Below are 14,005 nucleotides of genomic sequence, written 5' to 3'. Positions count from 1 at the left end.
AGAACTAAGCGATGTCAGCACTTGGATTCATAGAAACAAAAGGACTTTTAGCAGCAATTGAAGGGGCAGATGCAATGCTCAAAGCTGCTGATGTAACTCTTTTGGAAAAAAATCTCGTGGGCGGCGGCCTTGTTACCATCACCGTAGCAGGGGAAGTTTCCGCAGTTGAAGCGTCTGTAGATGCAGGAATTACAGCAATTAAACGTATAAGCGGTTCTGTGCTGCACTCACATAATGTCATCGCACGTCATTATGATGAACTTGAACGCATCATTACCACTTGCGTGCCTGTTCCTGAAACTGGAGGAGTTGAAGCAACAGAACAAACCGATCTGGAAGCTAAAACTAAAGTTGAGGAAGTACCCGAAAGCGAAAGTTCTACGCAGACTGAAGAAGTTGAATCAGCTCCGAAGGTTGCGCCGATAGCACCTGTGAAAACAGAAGCTCCAGAATACAAAATTTCAGAACTTAAAAAGATGAAAATCAGCAGAATCAGGCAGATTGCCAGAAACTTGAGCGGAATTTACTTGACTCACGACGAGATCAAGAAAGCCCCCAAGAAGACTCTGATTGAAATTATTACAAATGTTACTAGGCAGATAGAGGAGTAATCCAATGGTAGACAAAGATTTATTGTCCATTCAGGAAGCCCGTTCACTGGTTCGTGCTGCTAAAAAAGCTCAAGCTACATTAGCAGACCTTGATCAGGAACGCATCGACAGCATTGTTAAAGCTATTGCCGTAGCCACTAAGGCACAGGCTGAGTCTCTTGCTGTTTTGGCAGTTGAAGAAACCGGTTTCGGTAAAGTTCAGGACAAGAAGGCTAAAAATATTCTTGCCAGTGAGCAGCTTTTCGAAGCGATCAAAGACATGAAGACCTTCGGTGTTCTTAATGATGACAAAGAAAAAAAGGTTATCGAGATTGCAGTGCCTATGGGTGTTATTGCAGGGATTGTTCCCTCAACCAACCCCACATCCACGACTATCTACAAATCAATCATCTCTTTGAAATCAGGTAACGCCATTGTTTTCACTCCGCACCCCAGTGCAAAAAAATGCATTGGCAAAACAGTAGATATTATTCGCGGCGTTCTGCACGACTGCGGAGTATCTGAAGATCTGGTCAGCGTCATGAGTGTTCCCACCATTCAGGGTAGCGGTGAACTTATGAAAGTTGCAGACCTTATCTTGGCAACAGGTGGTCCGGGAATGGTTAAAGCAGCATACAGCTCCGGAACTCCAGCTCTTGGAGTCGGCGCCGGTAACGTACCTGCATACATTGAAAGAAGTGCTGATATCGAAGATGCAGTCAGCAAAATCTTCATGAGTAAAACCTTTGATAACGGTACGATCTGCGCTTCTGAACAGTCAATTGTTACTGAATCATGCATTGCTGAAAAAGTTAAAGCTTCCGTCATCGCACATGGTGGATACTTTCTCTACGGTGAAGAACTTACTAAAGTTAAAAACCTCATGGAACGCGGCAACGGTTCAATGAACCCTGCTATCGTAGGCCGTGATGCCGGATATATTGCAAAACTTGCTGGTATCAGCATTCCTGCAGGAACCCGCATTCTTATCTCTGATGAAAATGGTGTCGGACCGAAATATCCTTTCTCAAAAGAAAAACTAACCTCTCTTCTGGGTTTCTATGTTGTAGAAGACTGCAACGAAGCTTGTGAAATCTGCCATGCTCTTCTTGAAAACGGCGGTGTAGGTCACTCTCTTGCAATTCACTCTCAAAATGCAGAAGTCATCCGTGAGTTCGGTCTCAAAAAACCGGTATCCAGAATGCTGGTCAACACACCATCCACTCACGGCGCAGTTGGACTTTCTACTTCCTTGTTCCCATCCTTCACTCTGGGCTGCGGAACAGTCGGCGGAAGTGCAACTTCTGACAACGTAACTCCGCTTAATCTGATGAACATCAGAAGAGTTGCATATGACCTCGGAACCACTCCCTGCTCAACTGAGCATGCGAAATGCGAATCCGATTCTATTGACGTAGAGGCAATTACTGCCATGATCGTCAACCAGCTTAAACAAATGGTATAGCAGGAGGCTTTAAAGCATCCTGTTTTAAAATAGTACGTCATTCCCTTCCGGGGAGTAGCACCGGCCAAGTAAGCCGATAAAAACATTTAAAGGAGAATTAATATGTCTTCAAATGCACTGGGTATGATTGAAACTAAAGGTCTCGTAGGCGCAGTAGAAGCAGCAGACGCAATGGTTAAAGCAGCGAACGTAACTCTGGTCGGCAAGACTCAGGTTGGCGGCGGTCTGGTTACTGTTATGGTCCGCGGCGATGTTGGAGCTGTAAAAGCAGCAACCGACGCTGGCGCAGCTGCAGCACAGAACGTAGGTGAACTTATCAGCGTTCATGTTATCCCCCGCCCTCATAGCGAAGTTGAAATCATCCTTCCGAAGGCTGAAGGTTAACTAAAACTGCAAGTCACGAGGAGACTATTATCCTATGACTTTCGAAAGCGGAGGGGGACATTAATCTGACTCCCTCCGCTGCCCTGCAGCTAAATGTGTTTTTGGAAAAGCTGTACCGCACAAGCAGTACAATGCATGAATAAAATTGACCATATTTGTAAGTGAAAAGAGCATGAACGAAAAAGCCATTAATGAAATCATGGAAGGGGTCATTAAAAACGTCATTGAACAGCTAAGTGACAAAGCTCCGCATATTTCTGTGTACGAAGGTACAAGCGAGACCATTCCTGTAGAGCTGTCCGCGCGTCATGTTCATTTGAGTGAGAAAGACGCCCTTGAACTTTTCGGCGGTCCATTGACCCCTAAACGGGAACTTTCCCAGCCGGGACAGTTTCTATGTGAAGAACGCGTCAGACTCATCGGCCCCAAAGGCGTTATGGACAACGTTGCAGTGCTCGGCCCTGCTCGATCCTCATCTCAGGTAGAAATTTCTAAAACCGAAGCACGCACTCTAGGTGTTGATGCTCCGGTCAGACAGTCAGGCGATATAGCTGGTACTCCCGGCATTATCCTGGCCTCACAAACCGGCATAGTAGGACTGGAAGAAGGAGTCATCGTAGCCTCCAGACACATCCACATGTCCTCAACAGATGCAGCTAAATTCGGTGTTGTAGATAATGAGAAAGTAAGCGTCCGTCTTGAAAGTGAACGTCCGGTAATACTTGAAGAAGTTATTGTCCGTGTTAATGATGATTTTAAACTGGCTATGCATATAGACCCTGACGAAGGGAACAGTGCAGGCTGGAACAAGAGTGTGAAAGGTAAATTGGTGTCTAAATCCAACGGAGCAGGCAATGGACTTCTCAGCCATTGATGAGCAGATACGCACTCTTGAAAGCTGTATTGAAAATACAGGTGAAATCAGTGCTGACGAAAAACTTTTCGTCGGAGTTGATCTCGGAACAGCCTATATTGTCATAGTAGTTTTAAACAGTAAAAAAGAACCTGTGGCCTGTGCAATGGAATTTGCGCAGGTCATCAAAGACGGTCTGGTTGTAGATTATATGGGAGCTTCCCGTATTGTCCGCAAGCTTGTTGCTCAACTTGAAGAGCGTCTTGGCCGTAAATTGACCCACGCCGCAATTGCAGTTCCCCCCGGAACAGGAAAAAAAGACTGCACTACCCACCAATACGTGGTTGAGGGTGCAGGACTGGAAGTGACCGCCATTTTGGATGAACCCACTGCCGCTAACGCTGTACTGGGTGTTGCCAATGGTGTGATTGTTGATATCGGCGGCGGAACAACCGGCCTTTCTGTGCTGGAAGACGGTAAAGTTACATACGTTGCTGACGAAGCGACCGGCGGAACTCATCTGACACTGGTTATTTCCGGTAACCGCAGAGTAAATTTTGAAGAAGCTGAAAAACTGAAAAAACAGAAAGATCTTCAGGATGAAATTCTACCTGTAGTTCGCCCTGTAATTCAAAAGATGGCCTCAATCGTTAACAGTCATATTGATGGTCGGAATATTTCAGCCATCTATCTTGTGGGCGGCACCTGCTGTTTGAAAAATATGGAACAGGTGATGGAAAAAGAGATTGGAAAACCGGTCTACAAACCAGCAAATCCGTTTCTGGTAACACCGCTTGGTATTGCCCTTAATTGCTAGACAGTTCACTTGGAATACGGGGCCTTAGGACCTCTGCTCTTTCTGAACAGAATTTGTTGAAGATAAAGAACAGTGTGCAGGTTGGGAGATTCATATGGGTGTAGATGTAAATGAACTGGTCCGTTCCATTGCAGCTGAAGTTTTAAAACAACTTCAGGGAGATGAAACTAAGGATTGTGTCATGATCCTCGCGGAAAGAGACTGCGTTTTAGCCTCCAAGATTGAAAAAAAGCTTGGTCAAGACGTAGAATTGATATTTTTCGGTGAAGAAACGATGAATCGAAATATTTCTCGATACATCATTCCCTCCATGTGTGTTTGCGAAATGTCCGACCTTGCCATTGGTAAAGCACATGGTCCGATAATGACCGAAGTTCTCAAACTTCTGCTTCTGGGAAATACTGTTGAAACCTTTGAATTCGGTCATCGCGCATACAGTGAAACAGCTCCGGGGCCTTTATACAGTCTGTACGAATCCTATGTAAAAACACTGGCCGGGTTCGGTTTAAAGCTGTTCCAGGCTAAAGCTCCGGATGCAATCAGATTTCGTGAAGGACTAGTTACTGAAAAGGTTGTCAGCAATACTGGTGCGCAGGGAGCTTCGACTCTCATGGTTCCCGTAAATGCTCAGGTAACTCCTCTGGCGGTGGAAACTGCCCAGAACCTTAACATCAATATACAAAAATGTTTGTGAGGACGGTCATATGTTGATTTGCAAAGTGATCGGTAATGTCTGGGCTACTCGTAAAGAAGAAACCTTAAGCGGTGAAAAGCTGATGGTTGTTCAGCGCATGGATCTTGATGAAAAAGTCAGCGATGAAATTTTCATAGCCATAGACTGTGTTGGAGCAGGTATTGGTGAGCAGGTTCTGGTTACAACAGGAAGCTCCGCCCGCATGGCCCTTCGCAATAAAAATGCACCAGTTGACGCCTCAATAGTCGGAATAATTGACGAAGTTCAGGCACAGACCAAGAGCTAAGTTATGGATACACTGGGTATAGTGGAAAGCAAAAGCATCGCAGCCGGAGTAGAACTGGCGGACGCAATGATGAAAGCCGCCTCTGTTAAACTTGTGCGAGCTTCCACAATATGTTCCGGCAGATACCTTATTTATATTTCCGGTGACCGTGAAGCAGTGGCAACCGGCGTAAGAGTCGCAGAAGAATCAGGACGCAAACTTATGGGCAGTTATGTCATCTCACAGATTTCACCTGATGTTATGGCGGTGCTCAGAAAAGATGTTCCTATTGAGCAAGTGCAGTCTATGGGCATAATTGAATGCCGTAACGTATCTTCCGGAATAGTTGCTGCTGATGCAGTAGTTAAACGTACTGATGTGCAACTTGCACGCCTTGTTTCAGGACAGGGAATTAATGGCAAATCATATTTCGTGATGAGCGGTGATGTGGCTTCAGTTGAAGAAGCTGCAGAAGCAGCCCGCTCTGTTTTAGGAAAAAATCTTGTTGAGGCAGTGGTAATTCCAAGACCAGATGCTTCGGTCGTAAGAGCTCTTATCAAAGAGGTAAGGTAAATATGAAAAAGAAACTTATAGAAGTAGGCAACCTTGATTCATTTCTCTGCCCGGACAGTTGTACGATCTACGTAGACAATACAATGATCCTCACTCCCGGAGCAAAGGATGAACTCAGAAAAAGAAAAATTTCTATTGCCCGTGTAGCAGATGCTAAATCCATGAAAGACCGTATGTATGAGCAGGACTCTTCCGATTGCAAATATACAAACAGTTGTGAAAAAGCTGAATGCGATGAATGCGAAAGTCTGGTTATGGGTATAGCTGTCATGCTTAAGGAAGAATACGGAATCACTGACCTTACGCAGCTGAAAGAAATGAGTTTTCAGCTTGCTGAAATCGTTAAAGAAAATATTTAATTTGCACCTTAAAGGAGAAAAACTATGTCATCACTTAACGCACTCGGTATGATTGAAACCAAAGGACTCGTCGGAGCTGTTGAAGCTGCTGATGCCATGGTAAAATCCGCAAACGTTGAACTTGTCGGCCGTGAACAGGTTGGCGGCGGTCTGGTAACTGTTATGGTCCGCGGAGATGTAGGTGCTGTAAAGGCTGCTACCGATGCAGGCGCGGCGGCGGCTGCAAAAGTTGGTGAGCTGATAAGTGTTCATGTAATTCCCCGCCCTCATGGCGAAGTGGAATTGATTCTGCCCAAATGTTCCGCAAAATAGGGCAAAAACGGGACACAGGCACACTCACCCCAAATAAGCCTGTGTCCCTATTCTTCACTCTAACACACTAACATTATTCTGATTTACTGGAGATACGGGTGACACAATTTTACGGAAAAACAAAGATCTGCTACGGCGAAAATGCTCTTGATAATCTTGAGATGATTCCTGCGAAGCATGCTTTTATTGTAACTGATCCCTTTATGGTAAAGACTGGTTTTGCTGACCGCGTCAAAAGTCACCTCGACCGCAAGGGAGTGCCGCATATCACTTTTGACGAAGTGGAACCCGACCCATCCCTGGAAACAGTGACCAAGGGAGCTAAAACTTTCCTTGAAAATAAGGCTGACCTCATAATCGCATTAGGTGGAGGATCACCTATTGATGCAGCCAAAGCTATAGCATTTTTCGCATACAAAGCCACAGATGAAAAGGTCAAGCCGACACTGGTTGCAATTCCGACAACCAGCGGAACAGGTGCGGAAGTTACAAGCATTGCCGTGGTTACCGACAAGGTCAATGAGATTAAAATACCTCTTAATGACGAAATGCTCATCCCGGACATGGCTATTCTTGATGCCCGCTTCACCCGTACCCTTCCTGCACATGTTACTGCAGCAACCGGTATGGACGTGCTGACCCATGCGATAGAAGCTTATACTTCAAGACAAGCCAATGCCTTTACTTCCATCTACGCCAAATACGCCATTCGCTATGTATTTAAATATCTCAGGCGTGCCTACCTGAACGGTGATGATATGGAAGCAAGAGAAAATATGCTTCTCGGATCCTGCATGGCCGGTATGGCATTTAATAACAGCGGTCTGGGAATCACTCACAGTATTGCACACAGCCTCGGTGGAATTTTTCATGTTCCTCACGGTCTGGCAAACGCAGTTGTTCTGCCCCACGCCATCAGATTTAACAGCTTTGATGTAGGCATCCGCTATCACGAAATTGCACAGATGCTGAAGCTACCTGCCAATACTGTAGAAGAAGGAACTAAAAGCCTTATTAAGGCAGTATGCGAAATGAATGAATCCATGGGCATTCCCAACAACATCGGGTCATTGAAGATCGATGAGAAGGTTTTCAATGATAGTATGGGAACCATCGCCCGTAATGTGCTCGACGATATCTGCACTGACGGCAACCCCAGAAGACCGTCCCGCGAAGATGTAAAAGAGCTTCTAAAGCTGGCATGGTAGGCCGTTTTAAATTTTAAGTGCTGTCAATAAATAGAAAGCATTATCTGGAAAGGGAAAGACAATGGGTGCAAGTATAGTTGAAAAAATAAGGGAAACAGGAGTTGTCGGAGCCGGCGGTGCCGGACTTCCCACTCATGTTAAAGCTGAAGCGACAGTTGACACAGTTCTTGTGAACGGAGCCTCCTGTGAACCGCTGCTAATGAGCGATCCATACCTCATGGAAGCCGAAATCGATGTCGTGATTCGTGGCCTTGAAGCAATTCTGGACTGCACAGGTGCTAAAAAAGGTATTATCTGCCTTAAAGGCAAACATCATAAGGCACTTGTTTCGGTAAAAGAAGCAGTAGCAAAAGATACTTCAGGCAGACTGGAATACTTTGAACTCAAAGATTTCTACCCAGCCGGTGATGAGCATGTTCTGGTACATGAAGTTTTAGGAAGAACTGTTCCTGAGCGTGGTATTCCCCTTCAAGTTGGAGCTGTTGTCAGCAATGTTGAGTCTCTGCTTAACGTGGCTTATGCCATGGAAGATATTCCGGTTACCCACCGCTATCTAACAGTTGCAGGAGAAATTAAAACTCCTATGGTGGTCAAAGTCCCGGTTGGAACTCTTGTTTCTGACGTGCTGAATTTTGCAGGAGGACCACTTATTTCCGACTATAAAGTCGTTGACGGCGGTCCTATGATGGGACGTGTACTGCCTGACATTAATCAGTCCGTGACCAAAACTACCAGCGGACTCCTTGTTCTGCCTCCTGATCACACTGTTGTGGCCGGTAAAATAAAAGACCCTGAAAAAATCAGACGTATCACTAATACTGTATGCTGCCAGTGTTCACGCTGTACGGATCTCTGTCCCAGAAATTTACTTGGACATTCCCTTCATCCTCACAAATTAATGCGTGTGCTTGATTCACAAGTTCTGAACAGCGAGATAGCCAAGGAAGCGTTGCTTTGTTCTGAGTGCGGAATTTGCGAAAAATTTGCCTGTCCAATGATGATCTCTCCCAGAGAGGTCAACGCCCAGATCAAGAAAGTCCTCATGCAGGAACGTATTACCTGGGAATCAAAAGGGGAACCACTGGTTGCAAATCCTTTCAGAGACTGTCGAAGCGTCCCCACTAAGCGACTGATACAGCGCCTCAACCTGAATAAATATGATGGTCACCCAGATTATGCCGGTGAATATACTCCTTCAGTCGTAAACATCGCACTACGTCAGCATATAGGTGCTCCTGCCACATGTTGTGTTTCCGCAGGTGATATGGTGGCTAAAGGAGATCTCATTGGTGAAATTCCCGAAGGCGCTATGGGCGCACGTGTACACGCCAGCATTGACGGTGTAGTAGAAAGTGTGGCCGACGGTAAGGTAACAATCAGGAAGTCTTAAGGTATTTGTAACTGTAAGCCATCCTTCAAAAGCGCACAGCGCGTCATATTTTCTTTAGGGAGATATAAAAATGAATTTACGTACAATCGGTTGCGTTGAGCTGAATAGCGTAGCTCTTGGCATGCACACCGCAGATGAAATGCTTAAAGCGGCACAGGTTGAGTTGGTTATGGCTCGCCCCACTTGTCCGGGAAGATATATTGTAGTTGTGACCGGAGATACCGGATCAGTTAACAGCTCTGTCGAAGTAGGCCGTGAAATAGGTGCAGATATGGTTGTTGACTGGTTCACCATTCCAAGCGTGCATTTCGATGTAATCCCGGCTCTTAGCGGGACTTCAATAGTGCCAACCATTGATGCTCTCGGTGTTATTGAAACATGTACAGCAGCCTCCTGTATTGTTGCTGCCGACGCGGCAGCAAAAGCCGGTAATGTCAGCCTCATTGAAATTCGCATGGCGGCAGGTCTTGCAGGTAAGGCTTATGTTACCATGACTGGTGATGTAGGCTCAGTAAATGCTTCCGTTGATGCCGGAGTTGAAGGAGTCGGTGACGGTGGCCCTGTTCTCAGCCATGTTGTTATCCCCTCTCCCAGTGATGGACTTAAAGCACAATTATTTTAGCAGGCCCAGCCTGTTTGTCAGTACGTGCGGCCCTTACCGCATGTACTGACTCATATTTCAGGAGACCTATTGATGAATAATTCAAGTGAAACCAAACAGCGTATTATTCAAGAGTATGTGCCGGGTAAACAGGTCACACTCGCACACCTGATAGCCAGTCCGCATAAGGATATATACCTTAAATTGGGGCTTGATACAGATGCAGCAGGAGCTATCGGCATTATGACCATAACCCCCAGTGAAGGTGTTATCATCGCTTCCGATGTTGCAACGAAGGCAGCTGCCGTTGAAATAGGGTTTCTGGACAGGTTCGGCGGTTCTCTGCTCCTGCTGGGTGATGTTGCCAGCGTGGAAGCTTCTTTACGCGCCGTGCTCGATTACTTTGAAAATATACTTCACTATTCATCTGTTGAGTTGACACGTTCTTAAAGAGCACTGCCACTATGAAAAAAATGATGCTCGTAGGTGAAACCCGTTCGGGCAAAAGTTCCATAATTCAGGCTCTCTCAGATGAACTATTTACCCCCCGCAGAGCTATGGCGATCCAATATTGCGGGCAATTCATCAATACCCCCGGTGAATTTCTGGAAAACAGCCGTTTCTATCACGCCTTGATCACCTCCTCTGCCGATTGCCATGTTCTGGCGATGATTCAGGACGCAACCCGCAACTACAGCCTTTTCCCTCCATTATTTGCCTCAATGTTCAATCGTAAAGTAATCGGCATAGTAACTAAATCTGAAGCCCCATCGGCCAACACTGCCCGTGCTGAATTATTTTTAAAAAGTGCAGGGGTCAAAGAAATTTTCCATTTAGATATATCGGCAAAAGAAGGCATAGACTCCCTTAAAAGAATGCTGAAATAAGATATCGCTTATACTTTAGGTACTAGTTAAATGATGTAATCACTCCCCAAAGAAATCCTTGCTCTAAAATTTTAAAACAGAAGCCGTATAACACTCGCTGAAAAGTTGCCTTTATCCTGCAATATGTTACTATTCATGCAAAACATCTTAATCGTTTAGATACATCCTGCATGCATTCTAGATAGTTACATTCAGGAGGGGGACAATGTTTGAACAAGTTGAATTGCTGACTTTAACAGGAGGGATTGGAGTATTGGTATTTGTTTTTTGGAACAAAGTAATCCTGCCACTTCTTCCCAACCACGTCCTTCTTCTCATAGCGTACAGTTGTTTCTTATTGGCTTGGTTCTTTACTGTTTTAGAAGCCTTTGTACTGCCCGAACTCTCCAACTTAGCAGAACATGCTCTTTATGCTGTGGGCAGTATTCTACTATGCAAATGGTGCTACTTATCACTCAGCAGTATAGGTAATAACTGTGATTAGCCCTATTGCCATACTTGATTTTATAGCTTTGGGAGCAATCATATGCGCTTTGGTCATCAGCGCATTTCTCCCGGCTAAACAAGTCGCGGGGCAGGTGTTCAATTCATTCCTATTGCTTCTAATCGTTCTTGCCACATACGAATTCTTAATTCTTATTGAATGGCTGGGTATATCAAGCCGGCTTGACTTTCTCGAAGACTATACAGGGGCATTGCTACCGTTATGCTGGCTTTTTGCTTTATACGTAATGGCACAATCAACCATTACAAAAGAGCTTACAGAAAGTGAACGACGTTTCTCATATGCGATGGAGGCTACGAGTGATGGTCTCTGGGACTGGGATATTTCAAGCGGAAAAGTATTTTTTAGCCCGCACTGGTTCACAATGCTCGGATATAAAGCGAAAGAATTCCCTTCTGCCTATGAAACATGGCGTAAGCTGGTACATCCTGAAGATCTTCATCGAGCAGAATATGTGATTCAGCAACATATTGGTATTGATGAGCCATTTAAAATTGAATTCAGAATGAAAACAAAAAGCGGAGAATGGCTCTGGGTTCTTGCAAGAGGAAAAGTTGTAGAAAAATCACCTGAAGGAGAACCGCAACGAGTGGTTGGCACTCATGTGGATATAAGCCTCCGCAAACAGCGAGAAGTCCATATTAAAAAATTACAGCAATATCTTTCAAACATTGTAGACTCCATGCCATCTGTACTTATAGGAGTTGATTCCCAGCTCAGCGTGACCCTATGGAACTACCAAGCAATGGTTGAAACCGGAATCTCATCAGAAGATGCGATGGGGAAGCCCCTGAAAGATGTATTCCCAACAATGACAAAGGACTCTGAGCTTATTAAACTGGCGATCCAAAGCGGACAGACTCAACGAGACAGTCACCGAATACGTTTAAAAAATGGCTGCGAACACTATGAAGATCTTACTGTTTATCCCTTGAAAACCACTGATCTGGAAGGAACTGTTATCAGGCTTGATGACATTACTGAAAAGAATCAAATGGAGGAGATGATTATACAATCTGAAAAGATGCTTTCTCTAGGAGGACTTGCTGCAGGCATGGCTCACGAAATAAACTCCCCTTTAAGTGGTATAGCCAGCTCCGCATATAATCTTAAACGCCGCCTTCTTGAAGACCTTCATAGCAATACGCAGATGGCTGATGAATGTGATACCCTATTAGAAAAAATACATTGCTACATGGATAAACGCGGCATCTCAAAAATGATAGACTCTATCACGGAAGCCAGTACGCGAACCTCAAAACTAGTCAATAATATACTCAGCTTCAGCCGGAAAAGCGCACGTAAAATGGAACCGACCTGTTTAGTTGAACTTTTAGAAAACACATACGAACTGGCTCAAAATGCTTACCATACATCAAAGCTAGGACTGGCAGAGATAACAGTTGAACGGGAGTATTCCCATACTATACCAAAACTAATATGTGATGCCAGCATGCTGCAACAAGTTCTGTTCAATATTTTCAGAAATGGTCTGGAAGCAATGGCAGAAAAAGAATATGTGGAAGATCAACCCCATTTTCTTTTTAAGATATATTCTGAGAAAGATTTTGTCGTCTTGGAAATTGAAGACAACGGCCCCGGCATGGATGATCAGGTAAAAGATAAAATATTTAATGCATTTTTCACCACCAAGAAAGACGGAGCAGGGACTGGACTTGGATTATCCATTTCATACTTCATCATAACCGAACTTCATAATGGAAGCATGGAAGTATTCTCAACTCCTGAATTATTTACACGTTTCGTAATAAAACTTCCTTTAAACAAAGATGGAATGTGAATAGACTTGATATGACCTATAAATTGATCAAATTTCCTACCAAAGAAAGGAGATCAATCTATGGGTCAAATCCTAATAGGTCTACAAGAGTTTGCAATCAAAACGGTGATATCATATTTGCCGATAATTCTTGAAGTAGAATGGGCAGGCACTGCTGTTTGTCCACTATGCAGAAGTTCTTCTTTTCGGATTAAGGACACTTTCAGGCGGTTCATCAAAAGTATCCCGCACACGGGACAAGCATCGATTTTGCGGGTGAAATGGCACAAGCATCATTGCAAGGATTGCGGCAGATACGACAACACCCGTATGGCTGGGATTAAAAAGTGGAGTAGATCAACAGAGCAGCTCAAACGCGAAGTTTTTCGGCAGTATGAAAACGGCTCGTGTAATAAAAATGTTGCCAATGAAAACGGTGTCGTCGTTTCTAGTGTGAAAAGATTTTACCATTAGGTAATCAAGGCAAAAGTCCGGCAGCGCAGCAACTGGAAATGCCCTCGTTATTTCGGGATTGATGAAGAAAATATTTCTTATGGTCACGGTGGAATTATGAGAGCAATGCTCTGTCGGCAGGACCGTTTGTCCGACAAAAGGAAAGACCTTTTAGCTGATTATTTTCAGGCACAACCAGCCATCGAAAGTATCTATCATTTTTGCAATGAGCTAAATGGTCTTCTTAGGACTAGAACTCAAAACCATATAAATTGCAAAAAATACATTTTCGAATTGCTTGATAAAATCAAGCAACTTCAGCAGAGTCCTTTTGCTCCGCTTCGGACACTGGGCAGAACTCTGAACAGCTGGAAAGAAGAAGTGGCCCGCATGTTTCGCTACACAAAAAACAACGGGATAACGGAAGGGTTTCATCGTAAAATGAAACTCATTCAACGACGGGCATACTGGTTCAGAAACTTTGAAAATTATCGGCTGCGTGTGCGGTTTTGTGCGGGTAGTCGAGAGTAGAATCAACGGTTGGAAGTTTGATCATTCGGGCTTGTGCCCCTTTGTTTGGTGTAGACCCCCTATTCCCCTCACTCCTAACCTATTTTCTTAAACGCAAAAGAGCCCCGTACACGTAGTTGTACGGGGCTTGGCTGCCCTTTTTACAGGGCGAAAAAAAGTCCTTGCGACGACCTACTTTCCCACTAGCTACCTAGCAGTATCATTGGCGATGGAGGGCTTAACTTCCGAGTTCGGAATGGGGTCGGGTGTGGCCCCTCCTCAATGGTCGCAAGGACAAATTCCTTGGTCAAAAACTTTGGACCGTGCGTGGTCCTTGGTTATTAACTATAAATATATAG

General features: G+C 44.7%; 19 protein-coding genes and 1 rRNA gene. 19 read left to right on the top strand and 1 reads right to left on the bottom strand.

Annotated features, from left to right (window positions below):
- Nucleotides 1-11: 11 nt before the first annotated feature.
- The 19 genes from H589_RS21155 to H589_RS0116240 all read left to right on the top strand — a co-directional run bounded on the left by H589_RS21155 (nt 12) and on the right by H589_RS0116240 (nt 13,667).
- Nucleotides 12-611, top strand: a complete 600-nt coding sequence (locus H589_RS21155) for a BMC domain-containing protein (RefSeq protein WP_027723015.1) — start codon at nt 12-14, stop codon at nt 609-611.
- A gap of 4 nt (nt 612-615) precedes the next feature.
- Nucleotides 616-2,055 (top strand): acetaldehyde dehydrogenase (acetylating), encoded by a 1,440-nt coding sequence (locus tag H589_RS0116325; protein WP_027723014.1) that lies wholly within the window; start codon nt 616-618, stop codon nt 2,053-2,055.
- Nucleotides 2,056-2,157: 102 nt separating this feature from the next.
- Entirely contained in the window at nt 2,158-2,439 is a 282-nt protein-coding gene (eutM, locus tag H589_RS0116320) for an ethanolamine utilization microcompartment protein EutM (protein WP_027723013.1), read from the top strand.
- A gap of 172 nt (nt 2,440-2,611) precedes the next feature.
- On the top strand, nt 2,612-3,313 hold the full coding sequence (locus H589_RS0116315) for a phosphate propanoyltransferase (protein WP_027723012.1): 702 nt from the start codon (nt 2,612-2,614) through the stop codon (nt 3,311-3,313).
- A complete protein-coding gene (eutJ, locus tag H589_RS0116310; RefSeq protein ID WP_027723011.1) occupies nt 3,294-4,109 on the top strand; it encodes an ethanolamine utilization protein EutJ in 816 nt (271 codons plus the stop codon). The genes H589_RS0116315 and eutJ overlap by 20 nt, the downstream gene beginning before the upstream one ends.
- A gap of 94 nt (nt 4,110-4,203) precedes the next feature.
- Nucleotides 4,204-4,803: a hypothetical protein gene (locus H589_RS0116305; RefSeq protein ID WP_027723010.1), complete on the top strand. Its 600-nt coding sequence runs from the start codon at nt 4,204-4,206 to the stop codon at nt 4,801-4,803.
- A 10-nt stretch (nt 4,804-4,813) separates the two neighbouring features.
- The gene (locus H589_RS0116300; protein WP_027723009.1) at nt 4,814-5,089 is read left to right on the top strand and encodes a EutN/CcmL family microcompartment protein; all 276 of its coding nucleotides are present in this window, start codon (nt 4,814-4,816) and stop codon (nt 5,087-5,089) included.
- A gap of 3 nt (nt 5,090-5,092) precedes the next feature.
- A complete protein-coding gene (locus H589_RS0116295; RefSeq protein ID WP_027723008.1) occupies nt 5,093-5,641 on the top strand; it encodes a BMC domain-containing protein in 549 nt (182 codons plus the stop codon).
- Nucleotides 5,642-5,643: 2 nt separating this feature from the next.
- The gene (locus H589_RS0116290) at nt 5,644-6,000 is read left to right on the top strand and encodes a hypothetical protein (protein WP_027723007.1); all 357 of its coding nucleotides are present in this window, start codon (nt 5,644-5,646) and stop codon (nt 5,998-6,000) included.
- A 24-nt stretch (nt 6,001-6,024) separates the two neighbouring features.
- Entirely contained in the window at nt 6,025-6,312 is a 288-nt protein-coding gene (locus tag H589_RS0116285; RefSeq protein WP_027723006.1) for a BMC domain-containing protein, read from the top strand.
- 98 nt (nt 6,313-6,410) lie between these two features.
- Nucleotides 6,411-7,520 (top strand): 1-propanol dehydrogenase PduQ, encoded by a 1,110-nt coding sequence (locus tag H589_RS0116280; RefSeq protein WP_027723005.1) that lies wholly within the window; start codon nt 6,411-6,413, stop codon nt 7,518-7,520.
- A gap of 61 nt (nt 7,521-7,581) precedes the next feature.
- The gene (locus H589_RS0116275; RefSeq protein WP_027723004.1) at nt 7,582-8,910 is read left to right on the top strand and encodes a 4Fe-4S dicluster domain-containing protein; all 1,329 of its coding nucleotides are present in this window, start codon (nt 7,582-7,584) and stop codon (nt 8,908-8,910) included.
- Nucleotides 8,911-8,980: 70 nt separating this feature from the next.
- On the top strand, nt 8,981-9,532 hold the full coding sequence (locus H589_RS0116270; RefSeq protein ID WP_027723003.1) for a BMC domain-containing protein: 552 nt from the start codon (nt 8,981-8,983) through the stop codon (nt 9,530-9,532).
- A gap of 72 nt (nt 9,533-9,604) precedes the next feature.
- Nucleotides 9,605-9,961, top strand: coding sequence for a BMC domain-containing protein (locus H589_RS0116265; RefSeq protein ID WP_035076498.1), 357 nt, complete (start codon nt 9,605-9,607; stop codon nt 9,959-9,961).
- Between the two features lie 14 nt (nt 9,962-9,975).
- On the top strand, nt 9,976-10,398 hold the full coding sequence (locus tag H589_RS0116260; protein ID WP_027723001.1) for a EutP/PduV family microcompartment system protein: 423 nt from the start codon (nt 9,976-9,978) through the stop codon (nt 10,396-10,398).
- Between the two features lie 205 nt (nt 10,399-10,603).
- Nucleotides 10,604-10,882, top strand: coding sequence for a hypothetical protein (locus H589_RS0116255; RefSeq protein WP_027723000.1), 279 nt, complete (start codon nt 10,604-10,606; stop codon nt 10,880-10,882).
- On the top strand, nt 10,875-12,704 hold the full coding sequence (locus tag H589_RS19985) for a PAS domain-containing sensor histidine kinase (protein ID WP_051249790.1): 1,830 nt from the start codon (nt 10,875-10,877) through the stop codon (nt 12,702-12,704). Before H589_RS0116255 ends, H589_RS19985 begins: the two co-directional genes overlap by 8 nt.
- Nucleotides 12,705-12,764: 60 nt before the next feature.
- Nucleotides 12,765-13,157, top strand: a complete 393-nt coding sequence (locus H589_RS0116245; protein ID WP_027722999.1) for a hypothetical protein — start codon at nt 12,765-12,767, stop codon at nt 13,155-13,157.
- Between the two features lie 3 nt (nt 13,158-13,160).
- Nucleotides 13,161-13,667: a transposase gene (locus tag H589_RS0116240; RefSeq protein WP_342664916.1), complete on the top strand. Its 507-nt coding sequence runs from the start codon at nt 13,161-13,163 to the stop codon at nt 13,665-13,667.
- Between the two features lie 158 nt (nt 13,668-13,825).
- Here the strand turns inward: H589_RS0116240 and rrf are convergent.
- A 5S ribosomal RNA gene (gene rrf / locus H589_RS0116235) occupies nt 13,826-13,940 on the bottom strand.
- Nucleotides 13,941-14,005: the final 65 nt, after the last annotated feature.

This window comes from Maridesulfovibrio zosterae DSM 11974, assembly GCF_000425265.1.
GTDB lineage: Bacteria > Desulfobacterota > Desulfovibrionia > Desulfovibrionales > Desulfovibrionaceae > Maridesulfovibrio > Maridesulfovibrio zosterae.
This window is presented reverse-complemented; position numbering and strand designations above follow the sequence as displayed.